Annotated in this window: 21 protein-coding genes; 15 read left to right on the forward strand and 6 right to left on the reverse strand. The window is 62.1% G+C overall.

Annotation, left to right across the window (positions count from 1 at the left end):
- Nucleotides 1-66 precede the first annotated feature (66 nt).
- From tal to CLU92_RS14020, 4 genes are all read left to right on the forward strand, one after another.
- Nucleotides 67-1,002, forward strand: coding sequence for a transaldolase (gene tal, locus CLU92_RS14005; RefSeq protein ID WP_086146874.1), 936 nt, complete (start codon nucleotides 67-69; stop codon nucleotides 1,000-1,002).
- A gap of 115 nt (nucleotides 1,003-1,117) precedes the next feature.
- Nucleotides 1,118-2,197, forward strand: coding sequence for a patatin-like phospholipase family protein (locus tag CLU92_RS14010; RefSeq protein ID WP_101482370.1), 1,080 nt, complete (start codon nucleotides 1,118-1,120; stop codon nucleotides 2,195-2,197).
- A gap of 121 nt (nucleotides 2,198-2,318) precedes the next feature.
- Nucleotides 2,319-4,052 (forward strand): methyl-accepting chemotaxis protein, encoded by a 1,734-nt coding sequence (locus CLU92_RS14015; protein ID WP_101482371.1) that lies wholly within the window; start codon nucleotides 2,319-2,321, stop codon nucleotides 4,050-4,052.
- Nucleotides 4,053-4,192: 140 nt separating this feature from the next.
- A complete protein-coding gene (locus CLU92_RS14020) occupies nucleotides 4,193-5,368 on the forward strand; it encodes a tetratricopeptide repeat protein (protein WP_101482372.1) in 1,176 nt (391 codons plus the stop codon).
- Here CLU92_RS14020 and hemW read toward each other — a convergent pair.
- The 3 genes from hemW to rph all read right to left on the reverse strand — a co-directional run bounded on the left by hemW (nucleotide 5,365) and on the right by rph (nucleotide 8,096).
- Complete coding sequence (gene hemW, locus CLU92_RS14025; RefSeq protein WP_101482373.1) at nucleotides 5,365-6,639, reverse strand: radical SAM family heme chaperone HemW; 1,275 nt, start codon at nucleotides 6,637-6,639, stop codon at nucleotides 5,365-5,367. The genes CLU92_RS14020 and hemW overlap by 4 nt on opposite strands.
- On the reverse strand, nucleotides 6,636-7,229 hold the full coding sequence (rdgB, locus tag CLU92_RS14030) for an RdgB/HAM1 family non-canonical purine NTP pyrophosphatase (protein ID WP_101482374.1): 594 nt from the start codon (nucleotides 7,227-7,229) through the stop codon (nucleotides 6,636-6,638). The genes hemW and rdgB overlap by 4 nt, the downstream gene beginning before the upstream one ends.
- A 138-nt stretch (nucleotides 7,230-7,367) precedes the next feature.
- Nucleotides 7,368-8,096 (reverse strand): ribonuclease PH, encoded by a 729-nt coding sequence (gene rph, locus CLU92_RS14035; protein ID WP_101482375.1) that lies wholly within the window; start codon nucleotides 8,094-8,096, stop codon nucleotides 7,368-7,370.
- A gap of 278 nt (nucleotides 8,097-8,374) precedes the next feature.
- Between rph and CLU92_RS14040 the strand changes: the two genes are divergently transcribed.
- Entirely contained in the window at nucleotides 8,375-9,265 is an 891-nt protein-coding gene (locus tag CLU92_RS14040) for a YicC/YloC family endoribonuclease (RefSeq protein ID WP_034787070.1), read from the forward strand.
- A gap of 10 nt (nucleotides 9,266-9,275) precedes the next feature.
- On the opposite strand, the gene CLU92_RS14045 is transcribed toward CLU92_RS14040, so the two are convergent.
- Nucleotides 9,276-9,686, reverse strand: a complete 411-nt coding sequence (locus CLU92_RS14045) for a DoxX family protein (protein WP_101482376.1) — start codon at nucleotides 9,684-9,686, stop codon at nucleotides 9,276-9,278.
- A gap of 211 nt (nucleotides 9,687-9,897) precedes the next feature.
- Between CLU92_RS14045 and gmk the strand changes: the two genes are divergently transcribed.
- The 3 genes from gmk (at nucleotide 9,898) to CLU92_RS14060 (ending at nucleotide 13,157) form a co-directional block, all read left to right on the forward strand.
- Nucleotides 9,898-10,536 (forward strand): guanylate kinase, encoded by a 639-nt coding sequence (gene gmk, locus CLU92_RS14050; protein ID WP_077407781.1) that lies wholly within the window; start codon nucleotides 9,898-9,900, stop codon nucleotides 10,534-10,536.
- Between the two features lie 53 nt (nucleotides 10,537-10,589).
- Entirely contained in the window at nucleotides 10,590-10,793 is a 204-nt protein-coding gene (gene rpoZ / locus CLU92_RS14055; protein WP_010400723.1) for a DNA-directed RNA polymerase subunit omega, read from the forward strand.
- A gap of 81 nt (nucleotides 10,794-10,874) precedes the next feature.
- Nucleotides 10,875-13,157 (forward strand): bifunctional (p)ppGpp synthetase/guanosine-3',5'-bis(diphosphate) 3'-pyrophosphohydrolase, encoded by a 2,283-nt coding sequence (locus CLU92_RS14060; protein WP_101482377.1) that lies wholly within the window; start codon nucleotides 10,875-10,877, stop codon nucleotides 13,155-13,157.
- 61 nt (nucleotides 13,158-13,218) lie between these two features.
- On the opposite strand, the gene CLU92_RS14065 is transcribed toward CLU92_RS14060, so the two are convergent.
- Together CLU92_RS14065 and greB are read right to left on the reverse strand one after the other, a co-directional pair.
- Complete coding sequence (locus CLU92_RS14065) at nucleotides 13,219-13,863, reverse strand: transposase (RefSeq protein WP_101482378.1); 645 nt, start codon at nucleotides 13,861-13,863, stop codon at nucleotides 13,219-13,221.
- A gap of 70 nt (nucleotides 13,864-13,933) precedes the next feature.
- Nucleotides 13,934-14,500, reverse strand: coding sequence for a transcription elongation factor GreB (gene greB, locus CLU92_RS14070; protein WP_077407784.1), 567 nt, complete (start codon nucleotides 14,498-14,500; stop codon nucleotides 13,934-13,936).
- Between the two features lie 115 nt (nucleotides 14,501-14,615).
- Here greB and CLU92_RS14075 point away from each other — a divergent pair, with 115 nt between their 5' ends.
- The 7 genes from CLU92_RS14075 (at nucleotide 14,616) to fliD (ending at nucleotide 24,402) form a co-directional block, all read left to right on the forward strand.
- Nucleotides 14,616-15,203 carry a hypothetical protein gene (locus CLU92_RS14075; RefSeq protein ID WP_101482379.1) on the forward strand — a complete coding sequence of 196 codons (588 nt, stop codon included), beginning with the start codon at nucleotides 14,616-14,618 and terminating at the stop codon, nucleotides 15,201-15,203.
- Nucleotides 15,204-15,220: 17 nt separating this feature from the next.
- Nucleotides 15,221-16,711: a sensor histidine kinase gene (locus tag CLU92_RS14080; RefSeq protein ID WP_243857964.1), complete on the forward strand. Its 1,491-nt coding sequence runs from the start codon at nucleotides 15,221-15,223 to the stop codon at nucleotides 16,709-16,711.
- Nucleotides 16,712-16,763: 52 nt separating this feature from the next.
- A complete protein-coding gene (locus CLU92_RS14085; RefSeq protein ID WP_101482380.1) occupies nucleotides 16,764-17,411 on the forward strand; it encodes a response regulator transcription factor in 648 nt (215 codons plus the stop codon).
- A 201-nt stretch (nucleotides 17,412-17,612) separates the two neighbouring features.
- Entirely contained in the window at nucleotides 17,613-19,181 is a 1,569-nt protein-coding gene (locus CLU92_RS14090; RefSeq protein WP_101482381.1) for a diguanylate cyclase, read from the forward strand.
- 339 nt (nucleotides 19,182-19,520) lie between these two features.
- Complete coding sequence (locus tag CLU92_RS14095) at nucleotides 19,521-21,038, forward strand: flagellin (protein ID WP_101482382.1); 1,518 nt, start codon at nucleotides 19,521-19,523, stop codon at nucleotides 21,036-21,038.
- An 84-nt stretch (nucleotides 21,039-21,122) separates the two neighbouring features.
- Nucleotides 21,123-21,494, forward strand: a complete 372-nt coding sequence (locus tag CLU92_RS14100; protein ID WP_101482383.1) for a flagellar protein FlaG — start codon at nucleotides 21,123-21,125, stop codon at nucleotides 21,492-21,494.
- 226 nt (nucleotides 21,495-21,720) lie between these two features.
- Nucleotides 21,721-24,402 (forward strand): flagellar filament capping protein FliD, encoded by a 2,682-nt coding sequence (gene fliD, locus CLU92_RS14105; RefSeq protein WP_257561085.1) that lies wholly within the window; start codon nucleotides 21,721-21,723, stop codon nucleotides 24,400-24,402.
- Nucleotides 24,403-24,418 lie beyond the last annotated feature (16 nt).

Below are 24,418 nucleotides of genomic sequence, written 5' to 3' on the forward strand. Positions count from 1 at the left end.
GATCCCCACATGCAATGGATTCGGTACAATACTCTGGCAAGCCCTTTCACTCTTTCCCGTGCAGCCATGAACCAACTCGAACAACTGAAGCAATTTACTACCGTGGTGGCCGACACCGGCGACTTCCAATCGATCCAGGCCTACACGCCGCGCGACGCGACGACGAATCCTTCGCTGATCCTGAAGGCCGTGCAGAAGGATGAATACAAGCCGCTGCTGGAAAAGGCCGTGCGCGACCATCCGAACGCCTCTACCGCCGAGATCATCGACCGCCTCTTGATCGCGTTTGGCGTGGAAATCCTGCAAACCATCCCCGGCCGCGTCTCCACCGAAGTCGATGCGCGCCTGTCGTTCGACACGGAAGGCACGGTGGCCAAGGGCCGCGACCTGATCGCCCTGTATTCGAACGCGGGCATTGCCCGCGAACGGGTGCTGATCAAGATCGCGTCCACCTGGGAAGGCATCCGCGCCGCCGCCATCCTCGAAAAGGAAGGTATCCGCTGCAACATGACCCTGCTGTTCTCGCTGGCCCAGGCCATCGCCTGCGCCGAAGCGGGCGCGCAGCTCATTTCGCCCTTCGTCGGCCGCATCTACGACTGGTACAAGAAATCAACGGGTATCGATTACATGGGCGCGGAAGACCCGGGCGTGCAGTCGGTCCGGCGCATCTACAATTACTACCGCAAGTTCGGCTACAAGACCGAGGTGATGGGCGCAAGCTTCCGCAACACCTCGCAAATCCTCGAACTGGCCGGCTGCGACCTGCTCACCATCAGCCCCGACCTGCTGCAAAAGCTGGCCGACAGCGATGCGCCGGTGGAGCGCAAGCTGAGCGCCGAAGCGGCGCCATCGACCAACATCGTGCAAATGTCGCTGAACGAAGAAGCCTTCCGCTTCATGATGAATGAAGACGCGATGGCGACGGAAAAACTGGCCGAAGGCATCCGCGCCTTCTGCGTCGATTCCGGCAAGCTGAAACAGATGATCGCGGCACTGCGCTAATCACAAAGCGCGAAAAAAAGCGGCGTCCGTGCAGTGCACGGCGCCGCTTTTTTACATGGCAGCGCGCTCAGGCGCAATGGCGCTACAATAAACCACTGCCACCAGCCGCCCACGCATGTCTCTTACTTCATCCGCCATCACCATCCGCCTGGGCCGCCGCGCCCGGGCGCGCATCGCCGAAAATGGCATGCGCGCGCTTGACGTCGCCATCGTCCCTGCCGCCGCAGGCGGGCCGAAAGGCTTGATCCTGCACCAGCTCGATTGCTGGCTGTTCGGCGACTTCCTGGCGCAGGCGCCGCGTCCGCGCCATTTCGTCGGCGCCTCGATCGGCGCCTGGCGCATGGCCGCCGCCGTATTCCCAGACCCGGTCGCCGCGCAGCGCCGCCTGATGCGCGAATACGTGGGCCAGCGCTATCCCGACAAACCCGATGCCGCGCACGTCAGCCGCACTTGCCGCGCCCTGCTCGACACCGTCCTCGATGGCCAGGATGCGCTGCTGCGGCACGAGCACCACAGCCTGTCGGTGCTGGCCGTGCGCGGCATCGGCGCGCTGGCGCAGCCGGGCAAATGGCGCGACCGGCGCGGCTTCCTGCTGGCTGCCGCCGGCAATGCCGTGGCGCGCGCGCGTCTGGCCGCCTCGCTGGAGCGCGCGGTGTTCCATGCCGGGCCCGATGGCGCCAGCTGGCTGCGCTCGCGTTTCGACGCCTTTCATTCCCATTTCGTGCCGCTGGCGCAGGACAACCTGCGCGACGCGCTGCTGGCCTCCGGCTCCATCCCGCTGGTACTCGACGCCGTAACGGACATCGCCGGCGCGCCGCCCGGGCGCTACTGGGACGGCGGCCTGGTCGACTATCATCTGCACCTGCCGTACCAGCGCGAACCGGACCTGGTGCTGTACCCGCACTTTGCCGACCATATCGTGCCTGGCTGGCTGGACAAGGCCATGCCGTGGCGCCGCGCGCGCAGCGGCGATAGCGCGCTCGACAACATGATCCTCGTCTCGCCCTCGCCTGCCTTCGTAGCCAGCTTGCCCAACGGCAAACTGCCGGACCGGCGCGACTTCCCCCATTACGGGCAAGACCACGCGGCACGCATGCGCGACTGGCGCTGCGCCATCGCGGAAAGCGAGCGCATGGCGGCGGCCTTCGCCCGCTGGGCAGAGCAGCCGGACTTGCGCCAGGCGGGCAATCTGTAGCACGGGCGTGGCTGCAACAGTCAGCAAAACAGCTTCTTTTTTCGCTTACCTCTTGGTCACTTATCAGTGCATACTATGTCGCACAGGCAACTTAAATCCCTCTGCGACAGGAGTTACGACCATGCACGCCCTCTCCCACCTTCGTATCGGCACCCGCCTGGCTGCAGGCTTCGCGCTGGTGCTGCTGCTGTCCGTGATTTCCACCTCGTACGCGCTGTACAGCGCCAGCGTGAATGCCGAAGCGACGCGGCAAATGATGGAAAAACCGCTGGCCAAGGAACGCCTCGTGTCGGACTGGTACGTGCTGATTTACTCGGCCATCGCGCGCACCTCGATGATCGCCCGGAGCACGGATGAAACCCTGTCGAGCGTGTTTGCCGAGACCATCGCCGACAGCACCAAGCAAGGCAGCGAACTGCTGAAGAAAATCGAGGCGCTGCTCGACAGCGACGAGGAAAAGAGCATTTTCAAGGCGTCCATTGCCGAGCGCATCAAGTACCAGGATGCCAAGACCCTGGTGATGAATGCGCGCAAGGCCGGCAACGCGGCCCAGGCGGAAAGCACCTACCGCGACAGCTTCGCGCCGGCCGCCGCCAAGTACCAGAACAACGTCAAGGCCCTGCTGGCGCAGCAGCGCCAGGCCATCGACGCCACGGCGCACGCCATTGAGGTAGCCAACGGGCGCAGCTTCACCCTGCTGCTGACCTTGTGCGCGCTCGTGGTGGCGCTGGGCAGCGTCTGCGCCTGGCTGATCACGCGCTCGATCACGCAACCGTTGAAGGCCGCAGTGAAGGTGGCGGAAACGGTGGCCGACGGCGACTTGCGCACGCAGTTCGGCAAGCCTGCCAGCGATGAAATCGGCGACCTGATGCGCGCGCTGCACGGCATGAACGAGGCACTGCGCAAGGTGGTGTCGGAAGTGCAAACGGGTACCAACGCGATCGCCACGGCGTCGGGCGAAATCGCCGCCGGCAACCAGGATTTGTCGGCGCGCACGGAGCAACAAGCCAGTTCGCTGGAAGAGACGGCGTCGTCAATGGAAGAATTAACCAGCACCGTGAAGCAGAATGCGGACAATGCACGCCAGGCGAACCAGATGGCAGTCGCCGCTTCGGGTGTGGCCGAACGGGGCGGCAGCATCGTCAGCCAGGTGGTCGATACCATGGGCGCCATCGACACGGCGTCGACGAAAATCGTCGACATCATCGGCGTCATCGACGGGATCGCCTTCCAGACGAATATCCTGGCATTGAACGCAGCCGTCGAAGCGGCGCGCGCGGGCGAACAGGGGCGCGGCTTTGCCGTCGTGGCCACGGAAGTACGCAGCCTGGCGCAGCGCTCGGCTGCTGCGGCGCGCGAAATCAAGACCCTGATCGGCGATTCGGTGGAACAGGTCAACAACGGCACGCGGCTGGTACAACAGGCTGGCAGCACCATGAGCGAAGTGGTCGACAGCGTGCGCCGTGTCACCGACATCATGGCCGAGATCACCGCCGCCAGCGCAGAGCAAAGCATGGGCATCGATCAGGTCAACCAGGCCATCGCGCAGATGGATCAGGTGACGCAGCAAAATGCGGCCCTGGTGGAAGAAGCGGCGGCGGCGGCCGAGAGCATGCAGGACCAGGCGGCGCGCCTGGCGCAAGTGGCGGCCGGCTTCCAGCTCGAACACGTGGCCACGGCAGCGCCGTTACGCACTGCACGGCCGCTCAAGGCCGCCATTGCCACTACGCAAAAACTCGCGCAGCGCCCGCCCCAGGCCACGGCCAGCAAACCGGCAGCGCCCAAGGCGGCCGGTGCCGCGGCGCGCAAAACGCCATCGCACGTCGCCGGCGACCAGGATTGGGAAGAGTTTTAAGCCCGGCTTCAAGCGCCGTGCCGGCGGCGGCAAGGCGCTTGAAACTATTTGACAGCGGCGCCAGGCGCGCCGATACTGGTTTCAGGTGGGACTGGCGCGCCACCGCGACATGAGACAGCCGGCGCCTCCAGGGAGAGACCATGCGTCCCTATCTTGTTTTCGCCTCTTGCTTCAAGCGCCTGGGCGCCGCCCTGCTCTGTGGCGCTTTGGCGGCCTGCAGCGTAGCACCGCCCGCCAGCCTGCCCCCCATCTTCAACGACAGCGATTTTGCGCCGGCCGCCGCCATCGACGCCAGCCAGGTCTTTGCCATCGACGAGACCATGCGCCAGTATGTGCGCACGCAAGTGCGGCGCGAGGCGCGCAACAAGAATGACCGCGCGGCCCTGTATGACGCCCTGTACGACAAGAGCAGGCTGAAACTCGAGTACGATGCGGCCATGACGCGCAATGCGCGCGAAACGTTCTCCGCACGCCAGGGCAACTGCCTGTCGCTGGTGATCATGACGGCGGCGCTGGCACATGAAATGGGCTTGCAGGTGCGCTACCAGGAGGTGCTCGGTGAAGAAAGCTGGAGCCGCAGCGGCGACATGTATTTTGTCGCCGGCCACGTCAACCTGGTGCTGGGCCAGCGGCTGGATGACACATCCGGCAGGTACGATGCCAAGGGCATGATGGTGATCGATTTCCTGCCGTCCGCGGAGATGGGCGGCTACCGCACGCGAGAACTCGACGAAGTGACCGTGCTCGCCATGTACATGAACAACCGCGCTGCGGAAACCATGAGTGAAGGCCAGCTGGACCAGGCGTATTGGTGGGCCCGGGCAGCGCTGCTGCAGGACCCCTCGTACAGCGGCGCCTACAACACCCTGGGCGTAATCCAGTTCCGCCATGGCGACCTGGCGCAAGCACGGCGCACTTTCGCCCATGCGCTGACGCGCACGCCGGACAACACGGTGCTGCTGTCGAACCTGGCCCAAGCGCTGGAAGCGGCCGGCCTGCCGGATGAAGCGCTGCCGCTGCGCCGGCGCCTGCTGGCGCTGCAGCCGCAACCGCCTTTCCATTACTTCAACCTGGGCAAGGCGGCCATGCAGAAAAACGATTACGTGCGGGCGATACAGCTGTTTTCACGTGAAATCGCGCGCGACCCGTACTACCACGAATTCCACTTCTGGCTGGCGCAAGCCTATGCGCGCCTGGGCCAGCTGGAGCAGGCCGGCAAGCAGCTGGAACTAGCGATGAGCAACAGCACCACACGCAGCGACCACACTCTCTATGCGGCCAAGCTGCAGCGCCTGCGCGCCGTCCCCACGCATTAATCTTCCAAAAACATCTGCTGCAGGTCATTCAGGAAGCACAAGCCCAGCTCCGTCGGACGGATGACCTGGTGGTCGCGGTACAGCAAGCCCTTCGCTTCGGCCGCATTCAGCGGCTGCTCGATGGCGTTGATGGCCAGGCCTGTGCGCTCGGCGAACAGGTTGGGCGAGAAACCCTGCGTCAGGCGCAAGGTGTTGAGCATGAATTCAAAACCCATTTCCTCGCGCGCCAGTTCGCGCTCTTCCTGCACCGGGTTACCGGCCAGTACCGCGTCCATGTAGGCGCGCGGCTGCTTGTAGCGGGCCTGGCGCAGGACGCGGTGCGGGAACGAGATTTTTGAATGCGCGCCCGCGCCGATGCCCAGGTAGTCGCCGAATTCCCAGTAATTGCGGTTGTGGCGCGCCTGCCGGCCCGGCTGCGCATACGCCGACACTTCGTAGCGGCCATAGCCGGCCTGGGCCGCGCGCGCGGCCACCATGTCGGCAATGTCGGCGCTCTCGTCATCGTCCGGCAGCACGGGCGGATACTTGGCGAACAGGGTGTTGGGTTCGAGCGTCAGGTGGTATAGCGACAAATGCGGCGGCGCGAACGACAGCGCCGTTTCCAGGTCCTGCTGCGCTTCGGCCAGCGTTTGCGTGGGCAGCGCGTACATCAGGTCGAGATTGAAATTGTCGAAGTTGGCGTGCGCGATATCCACCGCGCGGCGCGCTTCATTATCGTCATGGATGCGGCCCAGCGCCTGCAAATGGCGGCCATTGAAGCTCTGGATGCCTATCGACAGGCGGTTGATGCCGCTGGCCCGGTAGGACTTGAATTTTTCCGTCTCAAAGGTACCCGGATTGGCTTCCATGGTGATTTCGCAATCGGGTTCCAATGGCAGCAAGGTGCGCACGTCCGACATCAGGCGGTCCAGCCCCGCCGCCGACATCAGGCTGGGCGTGCCACCGCCGATGAAAATGGTGTGGATCTTGCGGCCCCAGATCAGCGGCAGCGCCATTTCCAGGTCCAGGCGCAGGGCCGCCAGGTATTCATCTTCCGGAAAGCCGCCACGCACCTCGTGCGAATTGAAATCGCAATACGGGCATTTTTTCACGCACCACGGGAAATGGATGTACAGCGATAGCGGCGGCAGGGCCGTCAGGTTCAGCGCGCCCGGCTGCAGATACTTCAGCGCAGCTCCTGCCGCGCCGGAAATACCCTCCTGCGGCACGGGCGAGGGGCCGGATTTCACTGCTGATTTGGCGACAGCGCCCACCAGTTTGATCGGAATCATCGCAGGGTCCGCAGCTTGTCAACCAGCGCGCGCAGGGCCTGGCCCCGGTGCGACAGCGCGTTCTTTTCATCGGACGTCAGTTCGGCCGCGCACTTGCCCAGCGCAGGAATAAGGAAATGCGGATCGTAGCCGAAGCCGCCCTGGCCGCGCGGTGTGGCGATCATCTCGCCATTCCAGCGGCCGTCGGCGATCACCGGTTGCGGGTCGTCCGCATGGCGCACATAGACCAGCACGCAGTAGTAATACGCGGACTTGTCGGCATGCGCATCGAGGTCGGCAATCAGCTTGGCGCTGTTGGCGGCGTCCGATTTCGGCTCGCCAGCATAGCGGGCCGAATACACGCCGGGGGCGCCGCCGAGCGCATTGACGCATACGCCGGAATCATCGGCCAGCGCCGGCAAGCCCGTCAAGCGGGAAGCGTGGCGCGCCTTTTGCAAGGCGTTTTCCACGAAGGTGTGGAACGGTTCGTCGCTTTCCGGCACGGCGTACTCGCCCTGGGCGTGGACTGAAAAACCGATGGTCGAGAGCAGCTCATTGAATTCCTTGAGCTTGCCGGCGTTGTTGGAGGCGAGAATGAGGCGTTGGGTCATGTCAGTAGTCCGGTTGAAGTGCCGACATTGTAAACCTTTTGCGCTCCCCTCACCTTGGCCCACTGCCGCGCTCAACGGCGGCAGGTGTGGGCTTTTTGCCCGGCGCGGCGGGCGACAGGATGTAAATCCAGGTAAAGATTAAAGGCCGAGCGCCTGCTTCTGCATGACGATCAGGTCGGCGATGCCACCCTGCGCCAGATCCAGCAAACGGTTCATGCCGGCGCGGTCAAAGGCGGCGCCTTCGGCCGTGCCCTGCACTTCGATGAAGTGACCCGCTTCCGTCATCACCACGTTCATGTCCGTGTCGCAGCCCGAGTCTTCCACATAGTCCAGGTCCAGCACCGGCATGCCCTGGTAGACACCCACGGAGATGGCGGCGACGAAGCTTTTCACCGGGATGGCGGCGATGGCGCCGCGCGCCTGCAGCTGGGAAAACGCATCATACGCGGCCACCATGGCGCCGGTAATCGAGGCCGTGCGCGTGCCGCCATCGGCCTGGATGACGTCGCAATCGAGGTGCAGGGTGCGTTCGCCGAAGGCTTGCAGATCAAAGGCGGCGCGCAGCGAGCGGCCGATCAGGCGCTGGATTTCCTGCGTGCGGCCGGACTGCTTGCCGCGCGCCGCTTCGCGATCCATGCGTGTGTGCGTCGAGCGTGGCAGCATGCCGTACTCGGCCGTCAACCAGCCCTGCCCCTTACCTTTCAGGAAACCCGGCACCTTGTCTTCGATGCTGGCGGTGCAGATGACCTTGGTGTCGCCGCACTCGATCAGCACCGAGCCTTCGGCATGCTTGGTGTACTGGCGGGTGATGCGGATGGCGCGCAGCGCGTCGACGGAGCGGCCGCTCGGGCGGGATTCAAATGTCATGGGGGTATCCTGTGTGATTGGAGTTGCGGCAGCGATTTTACCACCGCGGCGCCATGACACGGCGCCTGGCGGCATGCGCACAAGATCCATACAATCCTGCCCCGCCAAACACAATTTTCTTTACAATGCCGTAAAACGCACACTATTCAGCAATTTTCAGGCCATCGCACTGTTCGGTCCTGTTTTGCGGCGCGGACGGTATTGCCTGCGCTGCCTGATTAAGTGTATAAGTGACTGTATATAAGACCAAATCGGGGAATCCTTTGAGCATTTCAAGCATGACAGGCTACGCGGTTGCCACCAGCGAAGGTGCTGCAGGCACACTGACAATTGAAATCAAGAGCGTCAACTCGCGCTTTCTCGACCTGCAATTCCGCATCAACGACGATCTGCGGGCGCTGGAGCCTGACTTGCGCGCCGCCGTCATGTCCGCCATCACGCGCGGCAAAGTCGAGGTACGCCTGAGCTTTGGCCGCAAGGCCGCGACGGCCGGCACGCAGGCGCTGAACCTGCCCCTACTGGCCGAACTGGCGCGCCTGCAAAACGAAGTGGGCCAGCATTTTGTCTCCGCCCCCGTCATGACGGTGGCCGAACTGCTGCGCTGGCCAGGCATCATCGAAGAAGCGCAAGTGGGGCAAGAGTCATTGCAGGCGGACGTAGGCGCGCTGACCAAACGCACCGTGGCTGCCTTCGTCGACAGCCGCAAGCGCGAAGGCGCGGCGCTCGAAGCGGTGCTGGTGTCGCGCATCGAAGCGATGGAAGCCATCGTCAAGCGCATCACCCCCTTGATACCGCAGGTGGTAGCGGCCTTCCAGCAAAAAGCCATCGAACGCATGCAGGACGCGCTGGGCCTGGCCAGCCAGGGATCGAATTCGGCCCTGTCGCGCCAGGACGCCATGGAGCGCATCCGCCAGGAAGTCATTTTGTATGGCATCCGCATCGACGTCTCGGAAGAACTGGCGCGCCTGTCGGCCCACCTGGGCGAAACGCGCCACATCCTCACCAAGGGCGGGCAAGTGGGCAAGCGACTCGACTTCATGATGCAGGAACTGAACCGCGAAGCCAACACGCTGGGCGCCAAGGCGTCCGTCAAGGAACTGGCCGATGCCTCGATGGACTTGAAGCTGCTGATCGAGCAGATGCGCGAACAGGTGCAGAACCTGGAATAATCCCCCGGCTTCAGGCCAGGCGCGTTGCGGCGCGCCCCCTGTCGCTGGCGGCGATGACGACGCAGGCCACAAACAGCACGATGCTGTATTCCACGCCACCAGCGCCATGTTCGCCCACGAACCATCCCTTGGCCGCATGCACGATGACGATGCCGCCGACGCAGATCACCATCAGCCCAGCCGCCGCCCAGCGCGTGTATTTGCCGACGATGAGCAAACTGCCGCAAACGATCTCGACAACAGTAATCGCCCACACCACGGCCAGGCCGCAGATGAATCCCTTGTCTTCCAGGAAACCGGCAAAGCGGGGGATCGTGCCGTTGGCAATGCGCGTAATGGCGTGCGCCATGAACATCACGGCAATGGCCACGCGCAGCAACAGCATGGCCTGGGCAATACTGAGGAAGGGGAAATTTTTCATGCGCGCATCCTGTCCGCAAAATAGTTATCAAGAAAAAACCATTCCAAATTAAATAACCATTTCCAAAAGATAACAAGCAAAATATGCGCAAGCGCGGCGGCAGGGCGCATCGCGGGACTGGCTCGCCGCCCTGCCTCTTGGTAAAATACCGAATTGGGCGGCGCGCACGCAAGCGCACACGCCGCCATCACACGCATATGGAAAGATCCGCATGAGCCACCCTACCGCCTTCTCCGGCAGCCTGTTCGTGGTCGCCGCGCCCTCGGGCGCCGGCAAATCGACACTGGTCAATGCATTGCTGGCGCAAGAGCCCGGCATCAAACTGTCGATTTCGACCACCACGCGCGCGCCCCGCCCCGGAGAGCAGCACGGCCGCGAGTACTACTTCACGACAGCGGAAGACTTTGTCGCGCGCGCCGACCAGGGCGAATTCCTGGAATGGGCGGAAGTGCATGGCAATTACTATGGTACTTCGCGCATCATGGTGGAACAGCAAATGCTGGCCGGTACCGACATCCTGCTGGAAATCGACTGGCAGGGCGCGCGCCAGGTGCGCAAGCAATTCCCCCGCGCGGCCGGTATTTTCATCCTGCCGCCATCGATCGATGCGCTGGAAGAGCGCCTGAACAAGCGCGGTCAGGACGAGCCGCATGTGATCACGCGCCGCCTGCTGGCGGCCGGCGGCGAAATCGCACACGCTCCCGAGTTCGAGTATGTTATTATCAATGAAGAGTTTACGGTCGCTTTGTCCGAACTGAGCGCGATCGTGAGAGCGGCCCGTTGCCGGTTTGCGCAACAAGCGGCCCGCAACGCATCGCTATTCGCCCAGCTGGGCCTGCACGCAGAATAATCATCCCTGCACGCCAGTTCACACAGCGCCACGCACCACTATTAGGAGTTACTATGGCCCGTATCACCATCGAAGATTGCCTGAAACAGATCCCTAACCGCTTTCAGCTGACCCTGGCTGCAACCTACCGCGCACGTCAGTTGTTGCAAGGCCACACCCCTAAGGTGGAAGCCAAGGACAAGCCTACCGTTGTCGCACTGCGTGAAATCGCTGCCGGTAAAGTCGGTATCGAAATGCTGAAAAAGGTCCCGATGTAAGTGGGAAGCCGCGTGCCGGAACAGTGCTGACCCCTGGTTCTACCGTATCCTTATTCACACTGTAAAGCAACGCGACGTTTTATGAGTCTGACTCCAGCCGACACGACTTCCGCAGCACTGCCGCCTCCGGCCCCGCGCCAGGCGGCAAAATCGCAGGGCGCTTCCGCGTCCGGCGCTGGCACGTCCACCGGGAATGCCTCCGCCACACCGCCAGCACCCGCCTTGGGCGTGGCCTCCGTCAGTCACCTGGCCGACAAACTGGCCGAATATCTTTCTCCCGCCGACTTGAAAAAAGTCAAGGAAGCCTACCGCTTCTCCGACGAAATGCACCTGGGGCAGATGCGCCGCTCGGGCGAGCCGTATATCTCGCATCCGATCGCCGTCGCCGAAATCTGCGCCGACTGGAAACTCGACGCGCAAGCCATCATGGCCGCCCTGCTGCATGACGTCATGGAAGACCAGGACGTCAAGAAGGAAGAATTGATCGAACGCTTCGGCGCGCCCGTGGCGCACCTGGTCGACGGCCTGTCGAAGCTGGAAAAGATCGAATTCCAGAGCCAGATCGAAGCGCAGGCGGAAAACTTCCGCAAGATGCTGCTGGCCATGGCGTCCGACGTGCGCGTGATCCTGATCAAACTGGCCGACCGCCTGCACAATATGCGCACGCTGGACTTCATGACGGCGGCAAAAAAACGCCGCATCGCCAGCGAGACCATGGAAGTGTACGTGCCGATCGCACACCGCCTCGGCCTGAACAATATTTATCATGAGCTGCAGGACCTGTCTTTCTCGCACCTGTACCCCATGCGCTACCGCACCCTGGCGAAAGCCGTCAAGGCGGCGCGCGGCAACCGGCGCGAAGTGGTCAACAAGATCATGGATGCGGTGAAAAGCACCTTGTCCATGGCCGAACTTGAGGCCGACGTCACGGGCCGCGAAAAGACCCTGTACGACATCTATAAAAAGATGCGCAGCAAGCACTTGTCGTTCTCGCAAGTGCTGGACGTGTATGGCTTCCGCGTGGTGGTGGGCAGCTTTGCCGACTGTTACGTGACCCTGGGCACCCTGCACAGCCTGTACAAACCCATGCCGGGAAAGTTCAAGGATTACATCGCGATCCGCAAGCTGAACGGCTACCAGTCGCTGCACACGACCGTCATCGGTCCGTATGGCACACCCGTCGAATTCCAGATCCGCACGCAGGAAATGCACCGCACGGCCGAATCGGGCGTGGCGGCGCACTGGCTGTACAAGAGCGGCGAATCGAACCCGTCCGACCTGCAGCAGCGCACGCATGCGTGGCTGCAATCGCTGCTCGACATCCAGCAGCAGACGGGCGACTCGGCCGAATTCCTCGAACACGTCAAGGTCGACCTGTTCCCCGATTCCGTCTACGTGTTTACGCCGAAGTCGAAGATCATCGCCCTGCCGCGCGGCGCCACGGCCATCGACTTCGCCTATTCGATCCATACGGGCATCGGCGACCAGACCGTGGCCGTGAAGATCAACAACGAAACCTCGCCCTTGCGCACCGAGCTGCATAATGGCGACATCGTCGAGATCATCACCGATTCCTCGTCGCGCCCCAGCCCGACGTGGCTGTCGTTCGTGCGCACCGGCAAGGCCCGTTCGGCCATCCGCCACCATTTGCGCACGATCAACCTGCCAGAATCGATCGCCCTGGGCCAGCAATTGCTGTCGCAAGCGCTGCAAACCTTGAACATCGACGCCGACCTGCCAGCCCCACTGGTCGAACGCCTGCTCAACGAATCGAGCGCCAATTCCATGGACGAGCTGTACGCGGACATCGGCATCGGCAAGCGCATGGCCACGCTGGTGGCGCGCCACATTTTTGGTTTGATCGGCGGCGAAGCGGCCAGCATGCCTGTAGAACACAATAGCGGCAGCGAACTCGACCCCGTTACCATCTGTGGCACCGAAGGCGTCTCCGTGCAGCTGGCGCCCTGCTGTTTGCCGATTCCCGGCGACCAGATCATCGGCCAGCTGCGCCGCGACCAGGGCTTGCTGGTGCACACGAGCGACTGCTCGCAAGCGAAACGCCAGCGCACCAAGGAACCGGACCGCTGGATCGCCGTGCGCTGGGGAACCGAACTGAACCGGCGCTTCGACTGCCGCATCAAGGTGCTGATCAACAGCGAACGGGGCATCCTGGCCCGCGTGGCCGCCGAAATCGGCGAGTCCGACGCCAACATCATCTATGTGGGCATGGACGAAGACAAGGACAACGTTCTCGACCAGCTGCGCTTCACCGTGCAAGTCAAGGATCGCGTCCACCTGGCCGCCCTGCTGCGCAATGTGCGCCGCGTCGCTGGCGTCAACCGCATCCTGCGCGAACGCAACTAAAATTGTTGGCAAAGAGCCGGGGTCAGACCCGTCGGGTTTGACCCCAGTTCTCCGCTGCGGACTACCGGCTCAGTTCCGCAACTCGCCTTAAAAACACCTGGTCGCCTACCGCAAATTCAGCATCGACTGCTTTTCGCAGTTGTCCGATGCAGCGCTCCCCCAATTTATCCTGAAATAACGATTGGTATGTTTTTTGCCGTTCAAGCTCATCATTTCCAAGCATCAAATACAAGGAATGCGGAGACAGCAGATCATCATGCCTGCCCTGCGCATTGCTCCGATAACTGGACCAGCAGTATTGCCCAGGCAATGTCACGATGCCGGCCCTGACGGGATTGAGTTCGATATAACGCTGGCAAATCAATAAATAGCGCTCGCCCTGCACCAAACAGGATTTGTAGCGACCTTCCCACAAGCTGCCGGTGCGACCATGACGCCAGTTGAAATATTGCACATAACGCTGGTTCAGCATTTTCATCAGCGACGACAGGGAGGCTGTGCTTTGCGTGGAGAGCAAGAGATGAACATGATTGCTCATCACCACATACGCATGCAGAGAGCATGGCACAAGCGCTAAACAACTGCGCAGATAGTCAAGATAGCGCTGTTTATCCTTCCCATCAAGAAAGCATGCTTGGCGATTCACTCCACGCTGCACTACATGCAGTGGAACGCCGGGCAAGACAAGCCGAAGGGGGCGGGGCATGACAACTCCTGATACCGATTAAATGATCAGTATCCCTGCGCGCGCCTAAGACACTCTGCGTCAACGCAAACTACCCCTCCCCCGGCGCCGGATACGTCACTTCCAGCAATTCCAGTTCCTGCTCGCCCAGCGGCGTGTTGAGGGTGATCACGTCGCCTTCGCGTGCCTTGGTGATGGTGCGGGCCATGGGCGAGACCCAGCTGATCTTGCCGTTCAGGGGGTCGAATTCGTCGATGCCGACGATGGTGATGGTATGCGTTTCGCCGTCGCTGGTGCGGTAGGTCACCGTGGCGCCGAAAAATACCTGGTCATTGCCATGGTGCACGCTGGGGTCGACGATGGCGGCCAGGTCCATGCGCTTGGTCAGGAAGCGGATGCGGCGGTCGATTTCGCGCAGGCGCCGCTTGCCATAGATATAGTCGCCATTTTCCGAACGGTCGCCATTCGACGCCGCCCAATGGACGATACGCACCACCTCCGGACGGTCGACGTCGATCAGTTGCAGCAACTCTTCCTTGATGCGCTGGTAGCCGGCCGGCGTGATGTAGTTCTTGGCGCCAGCGGGAATGGCCAGCGCCAGCGCGGCCGCTTCTTCATCGTCGTCGTTGTCGGATTCTTTTACAAAGGCTTTATTCATCTGCCTATTGTAGCCCCGCCAGGGAGCGACAGGCACACCGGATGCGGGGGCAGGCAGGCTTTTTTGACGTATCATCGGGGCAATCGCGGCAAACCTGCGCCGAACACGGAGACGGATGAAAAAATTCTACAGAGTCAGGCGCTGGCTGTTCGCGCCGCTGGTCTATTTGGCCGCCATCTTCCTGCTGATCGAGGAATGGCTGTGGGCGACGGGTGCGCGCATCATGCAGGTGGTGGCGCAATTTCCGCCCCTGCATGCGCTGGAAGCGTGGATCAAGCGCCTGCCGCCATACTGGGCGCTGGCCGTCTTCGTGCTGCCGGCCGTGCTGCTGTTTCCCGTCAAGCTGCTGGCCCTGCTGGCGATCGCGCGCGGCCATGCATTCTCCGGCATCGGCGTAATCGTCATTGCCAAGCTGGGCGGTGCGGCCGCCGTGGCCCGTCTGTACAGCCTGACGCGCCCTACCCTGCTCACTTTGCCGTGGTTTGCGCGCTGGCACGGCCTGTTCATGGAAACCAAGGACCGCTGGATCGCCCGCCTGCGCGCCACGCGTCCATGGCGCCGCGTCAGCCGCCTGTCGGCCGCACTGGGCCGCGCCCGCCGCGCCTGGTGGCAACGCTTGCGCAAGGGTACGCCAGGCCGTCATAATTCCCGCCCAGCGAGAGTGCTGCGCCGCTTCGCCGCCTTTTGGCGCGCCCGCCGCTGATGAAGAAAGGCAACTCCATGCACGACACTCCCCGGCTGGCGCCCGCCATGCGCGCGGCAACGCCGGAAATCTACCTGTACGATGCGGCCAGCTTGCAATTGCTGGATGCCAACGATGCCGCCTGCGACAACTTGCAGTACGCGCGCAAGCAATTGCTGGCAATGACGCCCTTTACCCTGGCGCCGCAGCTCGACGCGCAGCACCTCGCTGCCGTGCTGGCCACCCTGGACGACAGCATCGGCGCGCAGGCCCTGCTGCATCTACAGCAGCGCCGCCGCGATGGCAGCCTGTATTCGCTCAGCCTCCACCTGTCGCGCGCCAGCCGCCAGGGCCGCGCCCTGCTCCTGGCCGAGGGCGAAGACTTGCGCACGCCACAGGCGACGGCGGCCGCCCTGGCGCAGGTGCAGTCGCGCTTCAACGCCATCGTCTCGAACACGCCGGGCCTGGTGTACCAGTTCTGCCTGCATGCGGATGGACGCGCGTCCTTCGCCTACCTGAGCGACGGCTGCCAGGCCCTGCTGGGCCTGGACCCGGCACAGCTGCACGCGCGCCCGGAACTGTTCTATCAATTGATCCTGGCCGACGACCGCGCCTCGTATCTGGAGTCGATGCAAGCGTCAAAAAACGCCTTGTGGAGCTGGAACTGGGAAGGCCGCATCTGGATCGATGCCTGGAAGGATGTCAAATGGATCAATCTGCGGTCCACGCCGCGCGCGCTGGCCGACGGTACGGTGCAGTGGGAAGGCATCATGACGAATATCACCGAAAGCCGGCTCGAACAGATCGAAGTGCGCCAGTCGCGCGCCCGCCTGGCCGAACTGACGGCGCATATCGACAAGGTCAAGGAACACGAACGCACGCGCCTGGCGCGCGAATTGCACGATGACCTGGGCGGCAATTTGACGGCGATCAAGATGGCGCTGGCCATGCTGGCGCGCCGCCTGCCCCCGGACGACCCGCTGCTGCAGGAAAAGGCCAACTATGTCGATGCCCTGGTCGACCGCAGCATCGACGCCGTACACCGTATTTCGCTGGACCTGCGCCCTTCCATGCTGGACCTGGGCCTGGTTGCCGCGCTGGACTGGCAGGTGAAGGAATTCGCGCGCCAGGCCGGCATCGAATGCCAGTTCATTTCCAACCGCCAGCATATCGAACTGGAGCTGGACCTGGCGACCAGCCTGTTCCGCATCGCCCAGGAGGCGCTGACGAATATCGCCAAACATGCGCAGGCCAGCAAGGTCAGCGTGCGCCTGGCCCGGCAGCGCCAGCATATCAGCCTGTCGATCGCCGACAACGGCGTCGGCATGCGCCTGTCCGACCGTGCCAAGCCGCAATCGTTTGGCATCCGCGGCATGGCCGAACGCGCCAGCGCGCTGGGCGGCACCCTGAGCCTGATGGATGGGCCGGACGGTGGCACCATCCTGAGCATAAAAATCCGGCTGACCACGCCGCGAGAGGCGATAATAGCGGCTGCAGCCAGCGCACCAGCGCAAAGCGGAGCGCCGTAAGGCCACAGGGTCGCCGCCGGGCGCAGGGATTCAGATAGGAAACAACGCAGTCATGAAAGAAAAAGCCACCATCCGGGTATTCATCGCCGACGATCACGCGATCGTGCGCGAGGGCTTGAAACAAATCCTCGCCGACACGAAGGACATCATCGTCGCCGGCGAGGCTGAAAATGGCCACGACGCCATCAAGCTGTTCCGCGGCTCGAAATGCCAGGTGTTGCTGCTCGACATCTCCCTGCCCGACCGCAGCGGCATCGAGGTGCTCAAGCAGATCAAGAAGGAAAAGCCGGAACTGGCCGTGCTGATGCTCTCCATGCACCGCGAAGACCAGTACGCCATCCGTTCGCTCAAGGCGGGCGCGGCCGGCTACCTGACGAAACAGAGTGCGCCGCGCGAACTGGTCACGGCCATACGCCAGGTGGCGCAGGGATTAAAATACATCAGCGCCTCGCTGGCGCAGGAACTGGCCAACACGGTGGGCGAAGACCACGAAACGGCATTGCACGACACCCTGTCGGACCGCGAATACCAGACGCTGGTGATGATCGCCTCGGGCAAGGCGGTAGGCGCCATCGCCGAAGAGCTCAAATTATCCGTGAAAACCGTCAGCGAATACCGCTCCCGCTTGCTGGTCAAGATGAAACTCAAGAACAGCGCCGAACTGACGCATTACGCCATCCGCAACCAGCTGGTGGATTGACGGCAAAGCGGCATGCGCGCTGGCATCGGGCGAATTGACAGGACTTCTCCTTGCTTCTCGCACAATAAGTTCTTTGCCAACTCGCCTATCATGAGGATAATGAGAAATATCTAAAAAGGCTGTGTCTACATGTCCAGTAAATTGCCATCTTCACCAGCAAGCGCTCCCGCTGGCGCCACGAATACCGCCTCCGGTGCGGCGATGAATCCGGCTGAGATCGCGCGCGAAGCGTTTCGCCGCCTGGCCACGCGCCGCATCGCCCCCACGCCCAGCGCCTACCGCGAGATCTACAATGAAATCGCCGGCATCAGCGAACCGGCGGACAGCCCTGCCGTGCCGGCAGCCGTGCTGGCCGCCAGCGCCCCCACAGAAAGCGGCGCGGAAAACGTCCTGACGCAATTTGCCGCCAAGATGAGCGAATCGACGGGGGAACTGGGCGACTTTGGCCGCCGTTTCCAGCGCGCCCTGAAAGCGCGCGACTGGGACAGCTATGCGCGCACGCTGGCGCAACTGGCGGAAAAACAGGTCAAGAAAGGCGGCATCGAATTGCCGCCCCTGCCGGACGGCGAACAGACGCGTACCCTGCGTGAGTTGCTCAGCCGCACCCTGGGCTTTGCCGTCGCCACCTTGCTGACAGGCACGCCCGCGCTGGTGGAAGAAGCAGAATCGCTGGGCGCGGCCATCAAGCTGGCGCACACGGAAGAGGCGCTGAACGAAGCGGCCCTGCGCCTGAAGCAGCTGTGCTACCAGATCGAACTCAAAAGCGGCGACACGGCCGAACAGCAGGAATTGCTGCTGCGTCTGTTCAAGTTGCTGCTCGATAACGTCAGCCAGTTGCTCGACGACGACAGCTGGCTGCGCGGCCAGGTCGATGCCGTGCAAAATCTGATCGCCGGTCCGCTCGACCAGCGCGCGCTGGAAGACGCCACCCGCAGCCTGAAGGAAGTCATCTACAAACAGAGCCAGCTCAAGCACAGCCTGTCCGACGTCAAGCTGACGGTGAAGAACATGATGATGACCTTCATCGACCGCCTGGGGCAAGTGGCGGCCAGCACGGGCGACTTCCATGAAAAGATCGGCGGCTATTCGGAAAAGATCAGCCAGGCGGAAAATATCAGCGAATTGAACAACGTTCTCGACGAGGTCTTGCGCGAAACGCGCATGGTGCAGAACGAAGCCTTGCGCGCACGCGACAAAATGGTGCTGGCGCGCCAGGAAGTGCAGGATGCGGAACAGCGCATCCACACCCTGGAAGCCAAGCTCCAGCATATGAGCGAACTGGTGCGGGAAGACCAGCTGACAGGCAGCCTGAACCGCCGTGGCCTGGACGACGTGTTCGAGCGCGAGACGGCCCGCTCCGACCGCCGCGGCACGCCGCTGTGCATCGCCATGCTGGATCTGGACGATTTCAAGCGCCTGAACGACACCTACGGTCACCTGGCCGGCGATGCCGCCTTGAAACACTTGGTAAAAATCGTCAAGGAAACCCTGCGCTCGATGGACGTCATCGCCCGCTTCGGCGGCGAGGAATTCCTCATCCTGCTGCCGGAAACCACGGTCGATGCAGCCTCGTCGACGATGACACGCTTGCAGCGCGAGCTGACCCGGCATTTCTTCCTGCATGACAATGAAAAAGTCTTGATTACCTTTTCCGCCGGCGTGGCCCTGCGCCTGCCGAACGAAGACCAGGCCGAGCTGGTCAAGCGCGCCGACCGCGCCATGTACCAGGCCAAGCAAACGGGCAAGAACCGCGTGGTGGTGGCCGACTGAACCCCGCCCGCTTCGCCTATGCCGTCCCGCCACCCGGCCGGACGGCATTTTTCATTCCAAAACAACAACACTCGCTTCCCTTCCTGCACTTCGCCAGCATCCACGCGATATGAAAATAAAACTATTTTTACCCTCAAGTTTCTTTAAATCATGTCGTCTAGCGCGCGGCCAGCGGCAAACTGAAGGGCTAAAAATTAAAATTTAAAGCACTTTTCGCCATAAATTTTCCCGCAGAGCAACCGTTACCCTAAATAACAGCGGCTTGATTGTCCCGGAACAGCGGGGCAGGCCAAAGTGACTAGCACATAGCGCAATGTAGTACCTGTTTGGAGAATTATCATGGCTGCAGTAATTAATACCAACATCTCGTCCCTGAATTCGCAACGTAACCTGTCGACTTCGCAGTCGGCCCTGAGCACCTCGCTGCAACGCCTGTCCTCCGGCTTCCGCATCAACAGCGCCAAAGATGATGCTGCTGGTCTGGCGATTTCCGACCGCATGACGTCGCAAATCCGCGGCATGACCCAAGCCACCCGCAATGCCAACGACGGCGTCTCGCTGGCTCAGACGGCTGAAGGCGCGTTGGCAAGCTCGGGCGACATCCTGCAACGTATCCGCGAACTGGCCGTGCAATCGTCGAACTCGACGAACTCGTCGAGCGACCGCCAGGCGCTGCAAACCGAGGTAGGCCAACTGGGTTCGGAATTGAACCGTATCGCCCAAACCACCTCGTTCAACGGCCAGGCGCTGCTGGACGGCACCATGGGTACGGCCAACTTCCAGGTCGGCGCAGATGCCAATCAGCTGATTTCCGCCAGTGGCGCGAACTTCCTGACCAATACCTACGGTAACAACCGTATCGCCAACGATGCATCGGCTGCCAAGCTGGATGCCGTTGGTAATGCAGTTGTCGGCAAGCTGACGATTTCCGGCTCCATCGGCACCACGACCGTCGACACGACGGCTGCCGTTGCCGAAACGGCACCCGGTGCCGGTGACGCCATCAAAGGCAGCACCGCCAAATCCATCGCTGCCGACATCAACAGCCAGACTTCGAAAACGGGCGTGACCGCATCGGCACAAACGGACGTGAACCTGAACCTGGGCGCCGAATCGTATTCGTTCGCCATCGGTTCGGATAATGCCAAGGGCGTCACCGTGTCGTTCGCCGTTAGCGGCACGGCATCGACCGCAGCTGACTATGCAGCAGGCATCAACGCCATCAATGCCCAAACGGCCAAGACCGGCGTGACCGCCCAGTACGACAGCGTCAACAAGGGCATGAAGCTGACCAACGCATCGGGCGAGAACATCAGCCTGACGCAAGGCACAACGGCCAACACCAAGTTAGAGGTTGTTGGCTACCAGGCCGATGGCAAGATTCAAGCCGCAGCAAATATGGTCGACGCCAAAGCCGCAGCCGCAGCCGCCACGGTCAACGGTCGCGTGACCTTCGACTCGCAAAACAGCTTCTCGGTCACGGAAAACACCACGACCGGCCTGGCAATTGGTAAAGCAACGGCACAAGGTTCGACTCTGAACTCCGTGTCGACCCTGGACGTGACGACGTTTGACGGCGCCCAGCTGGCACTGAAAATTGCCGATGCAGCACTGGCAACGGTGAACGGTCAACGCGCCCAGTACGGTGCTTTGCAATCGCGCTTCTCGTCGGCGATTTCCAACCTGCAATCGACCACGGAAAACCTGTCCGCATCGCGCAGCCGCATCGTCGATACCGACTTTGCATCGGAAACGGCCAACATGACCCGCGGCCAGATCCTGCAACAAGCTGGTACGGCCATGCTGGCACAAGCGAACTCGCTGCCAAACGGCGTCCTGAGCCTGCTGCGCGGCTAATCTCCGATTAGTCAGGCAACATCGCAGGACTCTGATTCCCCTGCCGGATTTTTTCGGCAGGGGAATTTTCACTAGGAGAGCACCATGACTATCGACACGATAGCGGCCGCCTCCGCGGCCCGGGTAGACAAGACTTATGTGTCTGCGGACACGCCGGCAGCGCGCCCGGCAACGCCACGCACGGCTACGGAAAACGACACGTTTGCACCACAGCAAGCCAGCAAGGAACCCAGCCGCGAGCAATTGAACAAAGCGGTATCGGAACTGAACCAGTCCTCGCAAATGAAAACGCAAGGCATTGAGTTCTCCATCGACGAGGACAGCCAGCGCACTGTGGTCAAGGTCGTTGACCAGGAAACCAAGGAAGTACTGCGCCAGATACCTACCAAGGAAGCCCTGGAACTGGCCAAGTCCTTTGACTCGGCCAAAGGCTCGCTGATCAGTCAAAGCGCCTGATAATGGCATGGCACATGGGGTGCGACATCGTGGCAATACGCATCAGCATGACCAAGGGCCCGATAGCCTGGCTATCCGGCCCGTTTTTCATTGCAACTCAAGCCACACGCCCTGCCTCTTCCCCGATTTTTTGCTCCCGCTGAAAACAGCGCGGTAAATCCCCCTCTCAAGTCCTGATTGATTCTGCCGATAACAGCTTATATTAGCGTTTTCCTAGGAGTATTCAGTGGCCATCACACCTACAGTTTCATCCATCGGCATCGGCGCCGGCGCCAGCGGCCTGGATGTGAATGCCCTCATCGACAAGCTGATGACGGCCGAAGCGGCCCCACTGGGTACTTTTGACAAGAAAACGGCCTCTTACCAGTCCAAGCTCAGCGCGATGGGCACGCTCAGTGGCGCCGTCAGCACCTTCCAGAATTCGCTGTCGGCGTTGTCCAACACCAATAACTTCCGCGCCGTCAGCGCCACGCCCGCCGATCCCCTGGTGCTGTCAGCCAGTGCTGGCGCCAAGGCCGTGGCCGGCAACTACAACATCAATGTCACCCAGCTGGCCCAGTCGCAGACCCTGATGTCGGGCGGCATGGCCAGCAAGCTGTCGACCATAGGGCTGGGCAGCAAGACGACGATTTCCTTCCAGCTGGGCTCGCTCACGGGCGGCACCTTCGGATTGAACGGCACGGCCCTGGGCGCCACCACGGCGCAGACGGGCATCAGCAACGGCTCCCTGATACTCAACGGCACCGCCATCCCCACCGACGCCAGCACCAAGAGCGCGCGCGCCCTGGCCGATGCCATCAACGCCAAGAGCAGCACCACGGGCGTGACCGCCACCGCTCAGCCGACATCGAGCAGCGCGACCATGTTCAGCGGCTTCGGCAATATCGCAACGGGCGCGGACGGCACCTACTCGTTGTCGGTGGGCGGCATCGAGATCGTTACCCAGGGTAACGGCGTCACCGCAGGCACCGGCATTACGGCCGCCTCGCTCGACACGACGCTCGAGGGCCCGAATGCCGTCTCGAATGCGCTGGCTGCGGCCAACATCACCGTCACCGGCAAGGCCGCCGACGGCACCCTGAAATTTACGCGCGCCGACGGTTCCAACCTCAACATCGAAGAAGTGGTGACAGGCTCGGTCATGGGCGGCATCGGCCATGCTTCGAACTCGGTCAATGACGGCTCGAACGTGACGCTCACCAGCACCATCAACCTGGCCTCGAGCAATGCCAGCCCGATCACCATTGCCGGCAGCAATCCGGCCGCCGCCGGACTGACGGCAGGCTCCGGTGGCGCCTACATGAACACCAGCTTTACCCAGGACGGCACGCAGGCGACGGGCACGGTGGTGATCGACGCCACCAACAACACCTTGCAAGGCATCCGCGACGCCATCAATAACGCGGGACTGGGCGTGACCGCCAGCATCGTCTCGGACGGCACGGACAAGCCCTACCATCTGGTGTTGAGCTCGTCGAAGACGGGCGCCAACTCGTCCATGAAAATCTCGCTGAGCGGCAGCGACGGCCTGCCCCCGGAAAGCGCCCTGAACGATTTATTGTCATACGATGCGGGTGGCACGCAGAACCTGAAACAGAACAGCGCCGCGCAAAACACGAACTTCAGCGTCAACGGCATCGCCATTACCAGCGCATCGAACAGCGTCGATACGGCCATCGAAGGCGTGACCCTGGGCATTGCCAAGGTCGGCAGCACCAGCTTGTCAGTGCAGAAAGATACCTCCACCGTCAAGACCAGCATCAATGCCTTCGTCAAGGCCTATAACGATCTGAATGCGGCGATGGCCAAGATGACGGCCTATGATCCGGAAACCAAGAAGGGCGGCGTCCTGCTGGGGGACTCCACCGCGCAATCGATCCAGAGCCAGCTGCGCAGGCAGCTTGGCGCACCCATTACCGGTTTGAACAGCAGTTTGAGCACCTTGAGCCAGGTCGGCATCTCCTTTCAGAAAGATGGCAGCCTGGCGCTGGACACCAGCAAGCTCGACAAAGCCATCAGCGCCAACTTCACCGATATCGCCGGCCTGTTTTCCGCACTCGGCAAGGCCACCGACAGCAACGTCGCCTTTACCAGCTCGACCGCCGCAACCAAGCCAGGCAGCTATGAATTGACGATTACCACGATGGCCAGCCAGGGCTCGCTCACCTCGGCCGCTGTCATGCCGGCCACCACCACGATAGGCAGCGACACCACGTGGAGCATCACGCTCAACGATACCGAACCCAGCGCTGCCAAGAATACGGCCCAGGTCGTCATTCCTGCCGGTACGTACACCCCGGCCCAGATGGCTTCTATCATCCAGTCATCGATCAACGGCGTGAAGTCCTTTTCCGAAAACGGCGCCACCGTGTCGGCTTCCATCGATGGTGCGGGCAAAATGGTACTGGCATCGAGCCGCTATGGCTCCGTCTCGAATATCGCCGTCAGCAGCGGCACCGGCACGGCGCCAACCGACCTGTTCGGCGCATCCACGCCCGTCAAGGGTGCGGACGTGGCTGGCACCCTGGGCGGACAACCGGTGATTGGCTCGGGTCAGACCCTGACGGGCGCCGCCGGTTCGCCGGCCGAGGGCTTGAAGATTGAAGTCACGGGCGGCATCGTCGGCTCGCGCGGCACCGTCAGCTTCTCGCAAGGCTATGCCTACCAGCTGAATAACCTGGCCACCTCCTTCCTCGGCACGAACGGCATGATCACCAACCGTTCCAAGGGTCTCAACGAAACGATCAAGAACATCGCGACGCAGCGCGACAAGTTCAGTGACAAACTGACCGACATCGAAGCGCGCTACCGCGCCCAGTACTCGCGCCTCGACGTGACGCTGAGCAAATTGACATCCATGCAAAGCTATTTGACCCAGCAGCTGGCCGCCATCGCCTCCAACCGTTAAGCCCAATCATCAGGAG

Origin of the sequence: Janthinobacterium sp. 61 (assembly GCF_002846335.1) — a bacterium.
In the GTDB taxonomy this organism is placed as follows: Bacteria; Pseudomonadota; Gammaproteobacteria; order Burkholderiales; family Burkholderiaceae_D; genus Janthinobacterium.